This window comes from Streptomyces sp. NPDC012637, from assembly GCF_042954805.1.
In the GTDB taxonomy this organism is placed as follows: domain Bacteria; phylum Actinomycetota; class Actinomycetes; order Streptomycetales; family Streptomycetaceae; genus Streptomyces.
The window spans coordinates 448,808-462,938 of sequence record NZ_JBIBDS010000009.1; the positions used below are offsets into that span (position 1 = coordinate 448,808).

A 14,131-nucleotide genomic window follows, 5' to 3' on the forward strand; every position below is an offset into this window, starting at 1 on the left:
GGCTCACGCGTCCCAGAACGCGCCGAGGGCCAGCAGCTCGTCCCTGTGCTCGATCCGCTCCACCCACTCCCCCGGCCAGGCGTCCGCGCCCAGGTGCGCGCCCGCGAAGGCGCCGGCGAGGGCGGCGATGGAGTCGGAGTCGCCCCGGGTGCAGGCGGCGCGGCGCAGGGCGGTCAGGGGCTCGTCGGGGAAGAGGAGGAAGCAGAGCAGGCCGGTGGCGAGCGCCTCTTCGGCGATCCAGCCGTCCCCGGTGTACTCGCAGGGGTCGAGCTCCGGGTCGGCGGTGCGCTGGACGGCGTCCAGGCGCTCCAGGACCGACAGGCACTCGTCCCAGCCGCGCCGGATGAAGTGGGTGGCGCCGGGGTCCTGGGAACGGGTCCACAGGTCGCCGAGCCAGCGCTCGTGGTACCGGTCGCGGTTCTCGTACGCGTACGAGCGGAGCCGGCCGACGAGCCCGGTCGGGTCGGCCCCCTGGGCGAGCAGCCACACGGCCCGTGCGGTGAGGTCGGAGGCGGCGAGCGCGGTGGGGTGCCCGTGGGTGAGCGCGGCCTGGAGCTGGGCGGCGCCGGAGCGCTGGTCGTCCGTGAGGCCGGGCACGAGCCCGATGGGTGCGACCCGCATGTTGGCGCCGCAGCCCTTGGAGTGGATCTGGCTGGCGTCTTGCCAGGCCCGGTCGCTGTCGAGGAGCCTGCACGCAACCATGCAGGTGCGGCCGGGGGCCCGGTTGTTCTCCGGCGAGTGGTACCAGTCGACGTACTCCGACCGGACGGGCCTGGCGAGCCGCAGCGGGGCGAGCTCACCGCGTTCCATGGCGGTGCGGACGCCCCGTGCGAAGGCGAGTGTCATCTGGGTGTCGTCGGTGATGTACGCGGTGCCCCCGCGCACCGGCAGCTCCATGCCGCGCCACGGGCCGAACTTCCCGAGGATCTGCGGCACGTCGTTGAACTCGGTCGGGAAGCCCAGCGCGTCCCCCAGCGCCAGCCCGATCAGCGAGCCGGTCGCAGCCTGCTTCGTCATTCCGTCCGTCCTTCCGGTCGCAGCAGTGGCGGGTGGAGGGCCGTGGCCTCGCCCGCCCGGTAGAGAGCGGCCGGTTTCCCCCGTCCGCCGGTGCGGCGCGGCGGGCCTTCGACGGGCCGGACGAAGCCGGGCGTCGCGAGGACCTTGCGCCGGAAGTTGGGGCGGTCGAGCGCGACGCCCCAGACCGTCTCGTACACCTGCCGCAGCTCGCCGAGGGTGAACTCGGTCGGGCAGAAGGCGGTGGCGAGACAGGAGTACTCGAGCTTGGCGCCGACCCGTTCGCGGGCGTCGGCGAGGATCCGGTCGTGGTCGAAGGCCAGGTGCCGGACTTCCTCGTACGGCAGCCAGCGGGCCTGCGCCGCGTCGCCGCCGCCGCGCGGCTCGGGCAGGTCGGGGACGAGCGCGGTGAACGCGACGGAGACCACCCGCATCCGCGGGTCGCGGCCCGGGTCGCTGTAGGTGCGCAGTTGCTCCAGGTGGAGCAGGGCCGCGGTATCGCCGGACAGGCCGGTCTCCTCGGCGAGTTCGCGGCGCGCGGCCTGCTCTGCGGACTCGTCGGGCAGGACGAAGCCGCCGGGCAGCGCCCAGGCCCCGGCGTAGGGCTCCTGGCCGCGTTCGACGAGCAGGACGTGCAGGCGGCCCTCGCGGACGGTGAGGACCGCGAGGTCGGCGGTGAGGGCGAAGGGCTCGAAGGCGTGCTTGTCGTAGCCCTCGACGCCCGGGGGCGCGGTGGTCATCGGTGCTCCGGCAGTGGTTCGGTGAAGTGCCGGGCCTCGGCGAGCAGCGCGTCGACGGCGGCGACGGCCGTCGCGAGGCGCTCCTCGTGCGGGCCGGTGAGGACGACGGTGCGGCGGCCGGTGTGGGCGAGCTGGGTGAGGAGGCGCGCGGTCATCCAGGGCCGCAGGTGCTCGCCGTCGCGCAGCCCGTCGTCGGCGTGGGCGACGCCTCGGTGGTCGGTCAGCAGCCACAGGTGCTGCCGGCCGCGGGCGGCTATCTCGCCGGTGCCGGGGCTGCTGGTGCCCAGGTACCGCTCGTGCCGGATGGTGGTGGCGAAGGCGTCGCTGTCGCAGAAGAGGACGGGCGAGCCGTCGCGGGCGGCCTCCTCCTCCAGTTCGGCCTGGCGCAGGGCGATGACGGGGAAGTCGGCGGAGCGGAGGCCGACGTCGGACAGGTCGGCGCCGGGCCGTTCGGCGCGCAGTTCGGCGAGCTTGAGCTCGGCGTACTCGCGTCCGTGGTCGGGGACGCAGCGGGTGCGGGTCCAGACGCCGCCGCGCCGCCCGTAGTGGTCGGCGAGGGCGCGCGCCATGGTGGTGGCGCCGGTGGACTCGGCGCCGAGGACGACGACCCGTCGGGTGAGCGCGGCCCGTACGGGTGCCTCCAGGTCGTCCCAGAAGGCGACGGGGTCGGCGCGGACGGCGGCGCTGGAGACGAGGTGACGGGTCCGGTCGGGCTCGACGCGGACGGCCGCGGCGCCGAGGCGGCGGGCGAGCTCCTCGCCGTGCGGGGCCGAGGTGAAGACGGCGTCGACGGGCTCGGGCACGGCGGCCCGGAGGATCGCCATGTGGGCGTCCCCGTGGTCGGGGTCCTGGAGGTCGACGGGGAGCTCGGCGCCGACGACGAGCGCGTCCGGGTGGATCTCCCGCATCCAGGCGACGCGGTCGGCGAGCGGCGGGGATTCGTCGCCGGCGCCGCGGACGAGGACGGTGAGCCGCTCGCACCGCTCGCGCGCGGTGCGGACGAGGTGGTGGTGGCCGGCGTGCGGCGGACGGAACCTGCCGAGGACGAGGCCGTGCCCGTAGCGCTTCACGCCTGCTCCTCCCCTGTCCGGCCCGCCGCCCCGAGGTTCCCCACCGCCCCCGCGGCGGGCGGGACGCCGAAGCCTGGTCCACCCCCGTGGGTCCAGGTCCGCCGGCCGCGCGCGGCAAGGGCGATGGGGAAGTTCGTGGGACTCATGGCCGCCTCCTTGAGCCTTTAAGAGTCATCCTGACTATAAATGGCGGCAGGGCTCGACCACAAGTACGAAAAAGGCCCGTGACCGCCGGGCTGGCGGTCACGGGCCTCGCGTGGAGCGGGTGCGGCTACAGGCCGACTTCCTTCATCAGCATGCCGACCTCGGTGTTGCTGAGCCGGCGCAGCCAGCCCGACTTCTGGTCGCCCAGCGTGATCGGTCCGAAGGCGGTCCGGACCAGCTTCTCCACCGGGAAGCCCGCCTCGGCGAGCATGCGGCGCACGATGTGCTTGCGGCCCTCGTGCAGCACGACCTCGACGAGGTAGTTCTTGCCGGTCTGCTCGACGACCCGGAAGTGGTCGGCGCGCGCGTAGCCGTCCTCCAGCTGGATGCCGTCCTTGAGCCGCTTGCCGACCTCGCGGGGCAGCGGGCCGGTGATGGCGGCCAGGTAGGTCTTCTTCACGCCGTACTTGGGGTGGGTGAGACGGTGGGCCAGCTCGCCGTGGTTGGTGAGCAGGATGATGCCCTCGGTCTCGGTGTCGAGCCGGCCGACGTGGAAGAGCCGGGTCTCGCGGTTGGTGACGTAGTCGCCGAGGCACTGGCGGCCGTCGGGGTCCTCCATGGTGGAGACGACACCAGCGGGCTTGTTCAGCGCGAAGAACTGGTACGACTGGGTCGCCACGGTCAGGCCGTCGACCTTGATCTCGTCCTTCTCAGGGTCGACGCGCAGACCCTGCTCGAGGACGATCTCGCCGTTGACCTCGACGCGGGCCTGCTCGACCAGCTCCTCGCAGGCACGGCGCGAGCCGTAGCCGGCGCGGGCCAGCACCTTCTGCAGGCGCTCGCCCTCCTGCTCGGCGCCCGGGAAGGTCTTCGGGGTCTTGATCTGCGGCTTGTTCGCGTACCGCTCGCGGTTGCGCTCCTCCGCCCGGGCGTCGTACTCGCGCGAGCGCGCCGGGGCGGTACGGCCGCCGCCGCGCTTCGGGGACTGCTTGGGACCGCCCTTGGCACCGCCGCGGGCGGCCTCGCCGCGACCGCGCTTCGGGCCGTCGGAGGGACGGCCGGCGAGGCCGTCCACGTCGTAGGAGCGCTCCTCGGGACGGGGCCGGCGCGGACGGCCGGCGCTCTGGCCGCCCTGACCGCCCCGGTCGTCGCGGCTGTTCCCCGCGCCCCTGTAGTTGCCGCGGCCGCCGCTCTTGGCACCACGGCTCCCGCCGTTGTTTCCGCTGTTCCTGCCGCTGCTGCTTCGCATCAAACTTCCGTCGTCTTGTCGTCGGCATCCGGGTCGAACGACGGAACGCCTTCCAGGGAGTCCGGCTCGACCGCCTCCGCCTCGGGGAGGAAGGGCGCGAGTTCCGGAAGCTCCTCCAGGCCGCGCAGGCCCATCCGCTCCAGGAAGTAGTTCGTCGTCCTGTACAGGATCGCACCTGTTTCGGGTTCCGCGCCCGCCTCCTCCACCAGACCGCGCTGGAGAAGGGTGCGCATGACCCCGTCGCAGTTCACTCCTCGTACGGCGGAGACGCGGGAACGGCTGACCGGCTGGCGGTACGCGACGACGGCGAGGGTCTCCAGGGCCGCCTGGGTCAGCCGGGCCTGCTGGCCGTCCAGGACGAAGGCCTCGACGGCGGAGGCGTACTCGGCACGGGTGTAGTAGCGCCAGCCGCCGGCGACCAGGCGCAGCTCGAAGCCGCGGCCCTGGGTCGCGTACTCGTCGGCGAGCTCGCGCAGCGCGTCGCCGACCTCGCGCGGGGTCCGGTCGAGGACCTTGGCGAGATGGGCCTCGGTGACGGGCTCGTCGACGACCATGAGGACGGCTTCGAGGGCGGGCTTGATCGCGGGCCCGTCCTCGGGCCTGGGATCGTTCACGTGGCGTCCTCCTGATCGAATTCGTCGGTGACGGCCCCGGACGGGTCCGCCTCCCCGCCGGTCCAGGACACGGTGAGGTCGCCGAGGGCGGTCTCCTGGTCGAGGGCGACGGCCTTCTCGCGGTAGAGCTCCAGCAGGGCGAGGAAGCGGGCGACGACGGTGAGGGTGTCGTCGACGCCGGTGACGAGCTCCCGGAAGGTGGCGGTGCCCTTCTCCCGCAGCAGCGCGACGACCACGGCGGCCTGCTCGCGCACGCTGACGAGCGGGGCGTGGATGTGGTCGACGTACACCTCGGGCTTGGCCTTGGGCTGCATGGCCTTCACGGCGAGCCGGGCGAAGCCCTCGGCACCGATGGAGATGACGACCTCGGGCAGCAGCTCGGCGTGCTGCGGCTCGAGACCGACGGTGCGCGGGTAGCGGCGCCCCTCGGCCTCCCACCGCTCGCCGAAGATGTCGGCGATCTGCTTGTACGCGCGGTACTGCAGCAGTCGCGCGAACAGCAGGTCCCGCGCCTCGAGCAGCGCGAGATCCGCCTCGTCCTCGACCTCGGCGGCCGGCAGCAGCCGCGCCGCCTTCAGGTCGAGCAGGGTCGCGGCGACGACAAGGAACTCGGTCGTCTGGTCGAGGTCCCAGTCGGGCCCCATGGCCCGGATGTGCGCCATGAACTCGTCGGTCACCTTGGACAGGGCGACCTCGGTGACGTCCAGCTTGTGCTTGGCGATCAGCTGCAGCAGCAGGTCGAACGGCCCCTCGAAGTTCGCGAGCCGCACGGTGAACCGCCCGTCACCGGCCTCGCCCGGCCCTTCTGCCGACGACACCGCCGGCGTCGTCGGCGGCGTCGGCGGTGAGGACGGCGTCGGCGGTGAGGACGGGGAGAGGGCCGGGGTGCTCCCGCCCCGGCCTCCGTCGGAGGGCCCGGTCGGCGCCGCCGAGGGCCCGGGCGGGGCGGAGGCCTCCGGCGCGGGCACGTCCTCCGGCAGGGGTGCGACCTGCGGCAGGGGCGCGACCTCCGACGGGGGTGAGTCCTCCGCGGGACGCGAGTCCCACTCCGGACGTGAGTCGTCCACCGGACGCGAGTCCTCCGCCGGACGTGAGTCGTCCACCGATGTCGAATCCTCCGCCGCGGGCGGAGCCGCCGGCCGGGGCGGCGGCGGGCTCGACGGCGACGCGCCCGGCCCACGCCCCAGGGTGCGCCGGCGCGGCGGGCGGGACGTTTCGTCAGAGGGAGGGGGAGGGGGCATCGGGAGGGTCCTGGTGGAGCGGGGGTGCGGCAGCCCGCAGGCTACCGTCAGCGACCGCGCAGGCGGCGCACGAGGATGCTCGCGTCGCCGCGGGACTCCAGGTCCGCGAGGACCACCGCGACCGCCTCGCGGACGATCCGGCCGCGGTCGACCGCCAGGCCGTGCTCGCCGCGCAGCACCAGGCGCGCGTGCTCCAGGTCCATCAGCTCCTCCGCGGAGACGTAGACCGTGATCTTCTCGTCGTGGCGCTCACGCCCGCTCGGGCGCCGGTTGGCGGTGCGGCTCCGTCGACGGGCGGCGTTCGCGGCGGGAGCGGCAGCGCCCTTGGCCGCCGCGGAGCCGGGAGCGTTCGCGGAAGCGGGCGCGGCCGGCGCGGCGGACTCCGCCGTCCGGGCGCGCGGCTCCGCCGCCTCGGTGTCCGCGGCCGTGTGCTCCGCGGGGCCCTCCGCCGCCGCGGCCGTGGCCGCCGCCGAGTCGCTCTCGCCCGCCGGTGCCGGTACGGTCCGGCGCGGCGAGGAGGCCTGGAGCGCCATCCCCCCGGTCGTACGGAACAGTTCGTCGGCGCCGGGCAGACTCACTCGGCGTGACACCGGGCGAGCACCTCCCTGGCGAGCTGACGGTAGGCGGCGGCGCCCACGCTGTTCGAGGCGTACGTGGTGATGGGCTCACCGGCGACCGTGGTCTCCGGGAAGCGCACGGTCCGGCCGATCACCGTGTGGTACACGTGGTCGTCGAAGGCCTCGACGACGCGCGCGAGCACCTCGCGCGAGTGCACCGTCCGCGAGTCGTACATCGTGGCGAGGATGCCGTCGAGCTCCAGGTCGGGGTTGAGCCGCTCCTGGACCTTCTCGATGGTCTCGGTCAGCAGGGCCACGCCGCGCAGCGCGAAGAACTCGCATTCCAGCGGCACGATGACCTTGTGAGCGGCCGTCAGGGCGTTCACGGTCAGCAGGCCGAGGGAGGGCTGACAGTCGATCACGATGTAGTCGTAGTCGTTCATCAGCGGCTTCAGCGCCCGCTGCAGCGTGGACTCGCGCGCGACCTCGGAGACCAGCTGGACCTCGGCAGCCGACAGGTCGATGTTGCTCGGCAGCAGGTCCATGTTGGGCACGGCGGTCTTGAGCAGCACCTCGTCCGCCGACATGCCCCGCTCCATGAGCAGGTTGTAGACGGTGAGGTCGAGCTCCATCGGGTTCACGCCGAGGCCGACCGACAGGGCGCCCTGCGGGTCGAAGTCGACGAGCAGCACCCGTCGTCCGTACTCCGCGAGCGCGGCGCCCAGGTTGATGGTCGACGTGGTCTTGCCGACGCCGCCCTTCTGGTTGCACATCGCGATGATCTTCGCGGGGCCGTGGTCGGTCAGCGGGCCCGGGATCGGGAAGTACGGCAGGGGCCGTCCGGTGGGGCCGATCCGCTCGCGGCGCTGGCGGGCAGCGTCCGGTGCGAGGGTGGCCGCGTACTCCGGGTCGGGCTCGTACTCGGCGTCGGGGTCGTAGAAGTGCCCCTCGGGCACCTCGTCGTAGGCGGCGAAGTGGGTGGACTCTCGGCCCATCTCGTTGCCGGCCGTGGCGTTCACGTGTAGGCCGTCCGTCATCTTCATCGTATGGGCTGTCGTCATGGGCTGGTGCGTCGCGAAGGTCCGCACCGCGACGGAGCCGATCGGGGCCCCTGGCTCGCCACCCTCGGGAGTAAATGTCGACTCATTCACAAGTCGTCTTACCTCCTTGGATGTGGTCAGGAACATTTATCGATAGGTCAGCGTGGCACCATGCCGACGGTTGGCGACTCTATGGCGTGTCACCGCTCCGCAGCAACACAATCCGCCGGACCCGGCCCGATGTGTCGGCAACCGAACACCCCGCTGTCAAGGGTGCGCAGGCATGGAACCGCACGTTTCAGGGGTGCGCGAAACGGTTAAAGAGTTACGTTCGAGGCGAGTTGACCGAGCGTCGGAACGTGGCCGGACACACATCGGGCCGGACCTTGCTCGACAAGGTCCGGCCCGGTGCGCGAGGTTGACGGTGAGGGTTGACCCTCCGCCCTCGCAGATCAGCCCAGGAGGCTGCTCAGCTCGAGGTGCTCGTAGCCGTGCGCCTCGGCGACCTCCTTGTAAACCACCTTGCCGTCATGGGTGTTGAGACCCTTGGCGAGGGCGGCGTCGCGGCGCAGCGCCTCGACCCAGCCGTTGTTCGCCAGCGACACGATGTAGGGCAGCGTGGCGTTGGTGAGGGCGTAGGTGGAGGTGTTCGGGACCGCGCCCGGCATGTTGGCGACGCAGTAGAAGACCGAGTTGTGGACCTGGAAGGTCGGCTCGGCGTGGGTGGTCGGACGGGAGTCCTCGAAGCAGCCGCCCTGGTCGATGGCAATGTCGACAAGGACACTTCCGGGCTTCATCTTGGCGACGAGCTCGTTGGTGACCAGCTTCGGGGCCTTGGCACCCGGGATGAGGACGGCGCCGACGACGAGGTCGGCCTCGACGACGGCCTTTTCCAGCTCGAAGGCGTTGGAGACGATCGTCTTGACCTTCGTGCCGAAGATCTTGTCGGCCTCACGGAGCTTGTTGATGTCGCGGTCGAGCAGGGTCACGTGGAAGCCCAGGCCGATGGCGATCTGCACGGCGTTCCAGCCGGAGACGCCGCCGCCGATGACGACGCACTCGCCGGCGTGGGTGCCGGGGACGCCGCCGGGGAGCACGCCGCGGCCGCCGGCCGAGCGCATCAGGTGGTAGGCGCCGACCTGCGGGGCCAGGCGGCCCGCGACCTCGGACATCGGGGCGAGCAGCGGGAGCGCGCGGTTCGCGGTCTCGACCGTCTCGTACGCGATGGCGGTGGTGCCGGACTCCAGGAGGGCGTCGGTGCACTCCTTGGAGGCGGCGAGGTGCAGGTAGGTGAAGAGGGTCTGGTCCTTGCGGAGACGGTGGTACTCCTCCGCGATCGGCTCCTTGACCTTGAGCAGCAGGTCGGCGGTGGCCCAGACCTCGTCGGCACCGGCGAGGATCTCGGCGCCGGCGGCGACGTACTCCTCGTCCGTGATCGAGGAGCCGACACCGGCGTTCTGCTCGATGAAGACCTGGTGACCGTTGCGGACGAGCTCGTGGACACCGGCAGGGGTGATGGCCACGCGGAACTCGTTGTTCTTGACCTCGCGGGGGATGCCGACCTTCATCGTCGATCACGGTCCTTGTATCGGGGGGACAACTGGGGGTGCTGTGGCGCGTCAGAGCCAAAAGGTGTGACAAAGCCATTCATACCCGGATGCACTGCGGCGCACCGGGGCAGACCACGTTCGAACGCGGCGCGACCAGTCTAATGAAGGAGTTCCCGCTGTCTAGCCTTTCAAAGTATTAATCTTCGCCGGAACCACTGCGGATTTCGTAGGCGGAGGAGTCGGTTCCCAGCAGCCTCTCCGCCGCGGACCTGTGCAGCCGGGCCGCGGCGGGGTCGCCGAGCCGGTCGAGGGTGTCGGCCAGCCTCAGCTGCAGCGCGGCCTGGAGCCGCTCGTCCTTCGCGCGGCGCGCCCACTCCACCGCTTCCTCGCAGGTCCGCAGCGACTCCTCGGGCCGGCCCGCGTACTCCTGGACCCGGGCAGCCTCGCTCAACGCCCGTGCGTAGCCGGGGAGATCGGCGAGCCGCCGGTAGCCCGCGGCGGCGGCCCGCCAGTTGCGCAGCGCCTCCCCGTACCGCCCGGCGTAGGTGTGCACCGCGCCGAGCCGGCCGTACAGCCGGGCCTGGTCCGCGCGCTCGTCGCGGGCCAGCCGCTGCGCGAGGGCGCGGCCGTACCAGTCGCCGGCCCGCTGCCAGTCCCCCAGCTCCTGATAACTGCCACCTACGGATTCCATTGCACGACCGGTCGCATACGGGTCATTTGCTTTGCGTCCGGCGTCCAAGGCCGACCGATATCGCAGCAAGGCGTCCTGAGTTCGTCCGGTCCTGGCGTCCAGGTCGGCCAGGTTCAGCAGGGCCGCGGCCCGCTCCCGGTGCAGCCCGCGCCGCTCGGCGACGTCGAGGACCAGCCGGTGCAGCCCGTAGAGGTCGGGCGCGGCGGCCTCGGCCCCCCGGTGCGCGGCGAGGGCCCGGACGAGTGCCGCGATCAGCCGGCGGGCCAGCGTGTCGAGCTCTCCGTCGGCGACCGCGAGCCGGGCCGCGGCGAGCAGCACGGGCCGGCGGCTGTCCAGCCAGGCGGCGGCGGTCGCCGCGTTCGGGAAGCGCAGGGCGCGGGGCAGCCCGGCGAGCTTGCGGCGGGCCGGGGAGCCCTCGGCCTCGGTGACGGCGCGGCTGGACTGCAGCAGTCGCACCGTCCGCTCCAGCATCCGCGCCCGCGCGAGCTGCACCTCGGCCGGCCGGTCCTGCTCCGCGAGCTCGGCCCGCAGCAGCGGCACCAGGTGTCCGGGCACCTCGTACTGCCCGTCCTCGCACCGCCCGTCCCGGCCCGGGATCTCCCGTACGAGACGGAGCGCGGCGAGGTCGGCGAGGGTGGTCGCGGCGGCGGACACCGAGCAGCCGGCCAGCGCGGAGGCGGTGTGGGCGTCGGCCCGGCCCAGCGGGGCCAGGCACAGGTGTCGCAGTATCCGGGCGGCCGGCTGCGGCAGCGACTCGTGGACCAGGACGAAGGCCCGCTCGACCGGGTCGCCGGTGAGGGCGCGCAGCCGCTTGGTGAGATCGGCGACCGAGGCCTTGGGGCGCGCGGCGAGCCAGCCGCCGGCCAGCACCAGGGCGCCGGGCAGTCCGCCGCACTCCTCGGCCAGGCTCTCGGCGGCCTGCGGGTCGACGGTGACGCGGACGGAGCCGGTGAAGGCGGTGAGCAGTTCGATGGACGACTTGGGGTCGAGACCGCCGACCGTGCAGGGCCGGACGTCCGGGATGCCGGTGAGCGGGCCGCGCGCCACGCCCACGACCAGGCTGTCGGGGTTGTCGGGCAGCAGCGGGTCGACCTGCTCGGCGTCGACGGCGTCGTCGAGGAGCAGCAGGGCTCTGCGGCCGTCGAAGGCGCCGCGGACCAGGGCGGTGAGTTCGTCCTCGGCGGCGCCGGGCGGCTCGGCGACGCCGAGCGCGGCGAGCAGCTCCTGGGCGGCGCGGGCGGTGGGGACGGGTTCGCCGCCGGCCTCGGTGAGCCGCACCCGGAACACCCCGTCGGGGTAGTCGGCGGCGAGCCGGCCGACCAGTTCGTCGGCGAGCGCGGTCCGCCCCGAGCCGGGCTTGCCCGCGATGAGCAGGACCCGGGCGCGGGGCGCCTTGCGGCCGGTCAGGGTGTCGAGCCCGGTGCGTTCGATGTCGGCCCGCAGTGCCTTCAACTCCCGCTGGCGACCGTAGAACTGCGAGGCGCCGACCGCCGCCACCGCCTGATCCGTCACGGGCCACGCTCCCGTCCACCTGCGCACGACCATCCCGCGGGGGGCTCCGCACGGGCGTTCCCGAGCGTAGTTCAGCCCGTGCGCCGGACCCGGCGGAGCGCGGCGGGCAAATCGCCCGATCGGATCACTGGATTGTCCGACCGGCGGCCCGGCCGTCGTGGCCCGGGCCGGGGCCGGCCGGGGGCGGAGGCTCCCGCCAGTGGGTCGCCCCTCACGCCTCGAACGGGCGCGCCGGCCAGGGCGCGTCCGCCGGGCGCAGTGCGTCCAGGCCGTCGCCCGCGCGGGCGGCCACCAGCGAGAGCACGCCGACGACCAGGCAGTTGTTGTGCAGCTCCCCGGCCAGGACACCGCGGACGAGCTCGTCCAGCGGCACCCGGGTGAGCTCCATGTCGGCCTCCTCCTCGGCGACCGCGTACCGCTCGCCCTCCGCCTCGGACAGGTCGCGCGCCAGGAAGATCCGCACGGCCTCGTCGCAGCCGCCGGGCGTGGTGTAGACGTCGGTCAGCACCCGCCAGTCCTCGGCCTTGACGTGCGCCTCCTCGTACAGCTCGCGCTGCGCGGCGTGCAGCGGGTTCTCGCCGGGCACGTCGAGCAGTCCGGCCGGGATCTCCCACAGCTTCTGCCGCACCGGGTGGCGGTACTGCTTGAGCAGCACGACCCGGTCCTGGCCGTCGAGGGCGAGGACGGCGACCGAGCCGGGGTGGACCTGGTAGTCGCGGCGGACGACCGCGCCGTCCGGCATGACCACGTCGTCCGTGCGGACACTCGTCTTGTTGCCCGTGAAGGGGGTGGTGGTGGCGACGACCCGCCACTCCTCCGGGGTGTCCTGCACCTGCATCGGTAGTCCTCTCGTACGAAAGCCGGGGTACGGGTCCACAGGACCCGTACCCCGGCAACGTTAACGCCAGTGATCTACTCGGCGGACTTGCCCGTCTTGCGCTCGACGGCCGCCTTCACCAGACCCGCGAACAGCGGGTGCGGGCGGGTCGGGCGGGACTTGAGCTCCGGGTGCGCCTGGGTGGCGACCAGGTACGGGTGGACGTCCTTCGGGTACTCGACGAACTCGACGAGCTTGTTGTCCGGGGAGGTGCCGGAGAAGACCAGACCGGCCTTCTTCTCCAGTTCCGCGCGGTAGGCGTTGTTCACCTCGTAGCGGTGGCGGTGGCGCTCCTCGACGTACGGCTCGTCGGAGTAGGTCTCGCGGACGACCGAGCCCTCGGCGAGCTTGGCCGGGTACAGGCCCAGGCGCATCGTTCCGCCCAGGTCGCCGGCGCCCTCGACGTAGGCCAGCTGCTCCTCCATCGTCGAGACGACGGGGTGCGCGGTGGCGGGGTCGAACTCGGTGGAGTTCGCCTCGGGGATGTCGGCCAGGTTGCGGGCGGCCTCGATCACGATGCACTGCAGGCCGAGGCAGATGCCGAGCAGCGGCACCTTGTTCTCGCGGGCGTAGCGGATGGCGCCGACCTTGCCGGCCACACCGCGGTCGCCGAAGCCGCCGGGGATCAGGATCGCGTCGCAGTCGCCGAGCTGCTTCTCGGCGCCGGCCTCGGTCTTGCAGTCGTCGGAGGTGACCCACTTGACCTTGACCCGGGCCTTGTTGGCGAAGCCGCCGGCCCGCATGGCCTCGGTGACCGACAGGTAGGCGTCGGGCAGGTCGATGTACTTGCCGACGAGCGCGACGGTGACCTCGTGCTCCGGGTTGTGGACGCGGTCCAGGAGGTCCTCCCAGACGGTCCAGTCCACGTCGCGGAAGGGCAGGTCGAGCTTGCGGACGACGTAGGCGTCCAGGCCCTCGGAGTGCAGGACCTTCGGGATGTCGTAGATCGACTTGGCGTCGATCGCGGCGACGACCGCGGCCTCGTCGACGTCGCACATCAGCGAGATCTTGCGCTTGATGGCGGTCGGGACCTCGCGGTCGGCGCGCAGCACGATGGCGTCGGGCTGGATGCCGATGTTGCGCAGGGCGGCGACCGAGTGCTGGGTCGGCTTGGTCTTCAGCTCGCCGGAGGGGCCGATGTAGGGCAGCAGCGAGATGTGCACGACGAAGACGTTGTCGCGGCCGACCTCGTGGCGGACCTGGCGGACGGTCTCCAGGAAGGGCAGCGACTCGATGTCGCCGACGGTGCCGCCGACCTCGGTGATGACGACGTCGACGTCGTCGGTGGCCATGCGGCGGATGCGGGACTTGATCTCGTTGGTGATGTGCGGGATGACCTGCACGGTGTCACCGAGGTACTCGCCGCGCCGCTCCTTGGCGATGACCTGCGAGTAGACCTGACCGGTGGTGACGTTGGCCGAGCCGTCGAGGTCGACGTCGAGGAAGCGCTCGTAGTGGCCGATGTCCAGGTCGGTCTCGGCGCCGTCGTTGGTGACGAACACCTCGCCGTGCTGGAACGGGTTCATCGTGCCGGGGTCGACGTTCAGGTACGGGTCGAGCTTCTGCATCGTGACCCGCAGGCCCCGGGCCTTGAGGAGCGCACCCAGGCTGGAGGCGGTCAGGCCCTTGCCGAGGGAGGAGGCGACACCCCCGGTGACGAAGATGTGCTTGGTCGTCGTGGTGTTGGGCGGCATCGCCAAGAGGGGGCTCCCGTGGTCGCGTTCTGGAAGTGCGTTCCGGCGTCCCCTCCGGAAGAATCGGGGGGTGCCGTCGCTGCGGTTTCGGGGTCCTCGGCTGTCGCCGTTTCCCACCGGTCCACGGGGTACCAGGGT

Annotated in this window: 12 protein-coding genes; all 12 read right to left on the bottom strand. The window is 72.6% G+C overall.

Features of this window, described 5'->3' with window-relative positions:
• Positions 1 to 3: 3 nt before the first annotated feature.
• Positions 4 to 1,017, bottom strand: a complete 1,014-nt coding sequence (locus ACFY8W_RS32835; protein ID WP_391113266.1) for an ADP-ribosylglycohydrolase family protein — start codon at positions 1,015 to 1,017, stop codon at positions 4 to 6.
• A complete protein-coding gene (locus ACFY8W_RS32840; protein ID WP_391113269.1) occupies positions 1,014 to 1,754 on the bottom strand; it encodes an NUDIX domain-containing protein in 741 nt (246 codons plus the stop codon). The genes ACFY8W_RS32835 and ACFY8W_RS32840 overlap by 4 nt, the downstream gene beginning before the upstream one ends.
• Complete coding sequence (locus tag ACFY8W_RS32845) at positions 1,751 to 2,824, bottom strand: AAA family ATPase (protein WP_391113271.1); 1,074 nt, start codon at positions 2,822 to 2,824, stop codon at positions 1,751 to 1,753. The genes ACFY8W_RS32840 and ACFY8W_RS32845 overlap by 4 nt, the downstream gene beginning before the upstream one ends.
• Before the next feature lie 271 nt (positions 2,825 to 3,095).
• A complete protein-coding gene (locus ACFY8W_RS32850; RefSeq protein WP_391113274.1) occupies positions 3,096 to 4,217 on the bottom strand; it encodes a pseudouridine synthase in 1,122 nt (373 codons plus the stop codon).
• Entirely contained in the window at positions 4,217 to 4,771 is a 555-nt protein-coding gene (scpB, locus tag ACFY8W_RS32855) for an SMC-Scp complex subunit ScpB (RefSeq protein WP_391113392.1), read from the bottom strand. The genes ACFY8W_RS32850 and scpB overlap by 1 nt, the downstream gene beginning before the upstream one ends.
• A gap of 56 nt (positions 4,772 to 4,827) precedes the next feature.
• On the bottom strand, positions 4,828 to 6,072 hold the full coding sequence (locus ACFY8W_RS32860) for a segregation/condensation protein A (protein ID WP_391113277.1): 1,245 nt from the start codon (positions 6,070 to 6,072) through the stop codon (positions 4,828 to 4,830).
• Positions 6,073 to 6,119: 47 nt separating this feature from the next.
• Positions 6,120 to 6,650 carry a hypothetical protein gene (locus ACFY8W_RS32865; protein ID WP_391113395.1) on the bottom strand — a complete coding sequence of 177 codons (531 nt, stop codon included), beginning with the start codon at positions 6,648 to 6,650 and terminating at the stop codon, positions 6,120 to 6,122.
• Positions 6,647 to 7,690: an AAA family ATPase gene (locus ACFY8W_RS32870; RefSeq protein ID WP_391113280.1), complete on the bottom strand. Its 1,044-nt coding sequence runs from the start codon at positions 7,688 to 7,690 to the stop codon at positions 6,647 to 6,649. The genes ACFY8W_RS32865 and ACFY8W_RS32870 overlap by 4 nt, the downstream gene beginning before the upstream one ends.
• 431 nt (positions 7,691 to 8,121) lie before the next feature.
• Positions 8,122 to 9,237, bottom strand: coding sequence for an alanine dehydrogenase (ald, locus tag ACFY8W_RS32875; RefSeq protein ID WP_391113283.1), 1,116 nt, complete (start codon positions 9,235 to 9,237; stop codon positions 8,122 to 8,124).
• Positions 9,238 to 9,415: 178 nt separating this feature from the next.
• Positions 9,416 to 11,422, bottom strand: coding sequence for a tetratricopeptide repeat protein (locus tag ACFY8W_RS32880; RefSeq protein WP_391113286.1), 2,007 nt, complete (start codon positions 11,420 to 11,422; stop codon positions 9,416 to 9,418).
• A gap of 211 nt (positions 11,423 to 11,633) precedes the next feature.
• Positions 11,634 to 12,260, bottom strand: coding sequence for an NUDIX domain-containing protein (locus ACFY8W_RS32885; RefSeq protein WP_391113289.1), 627 nt, complete (start codon positions 12,258 to 12,260; stop codon positions 11,634 to 11,636).
• 74 nt (positions 12,261 to 12,334) lie between these two features.
• The gene (locus ACFY8W_RS32890; RefSeq protein WP_391113398.1) at positions 12,335 to 13,993 is read right to left on the bottom strand and encodes a CTP synthase; all 1,659 of its coding nucleotides are present in this window, start codon (positions 13,991 to 13,993) and stop codon (positions 12,335 to 12,337) included.
• Positions 13,994 to 14,131 lie beyond the last annotated feature (138 nt).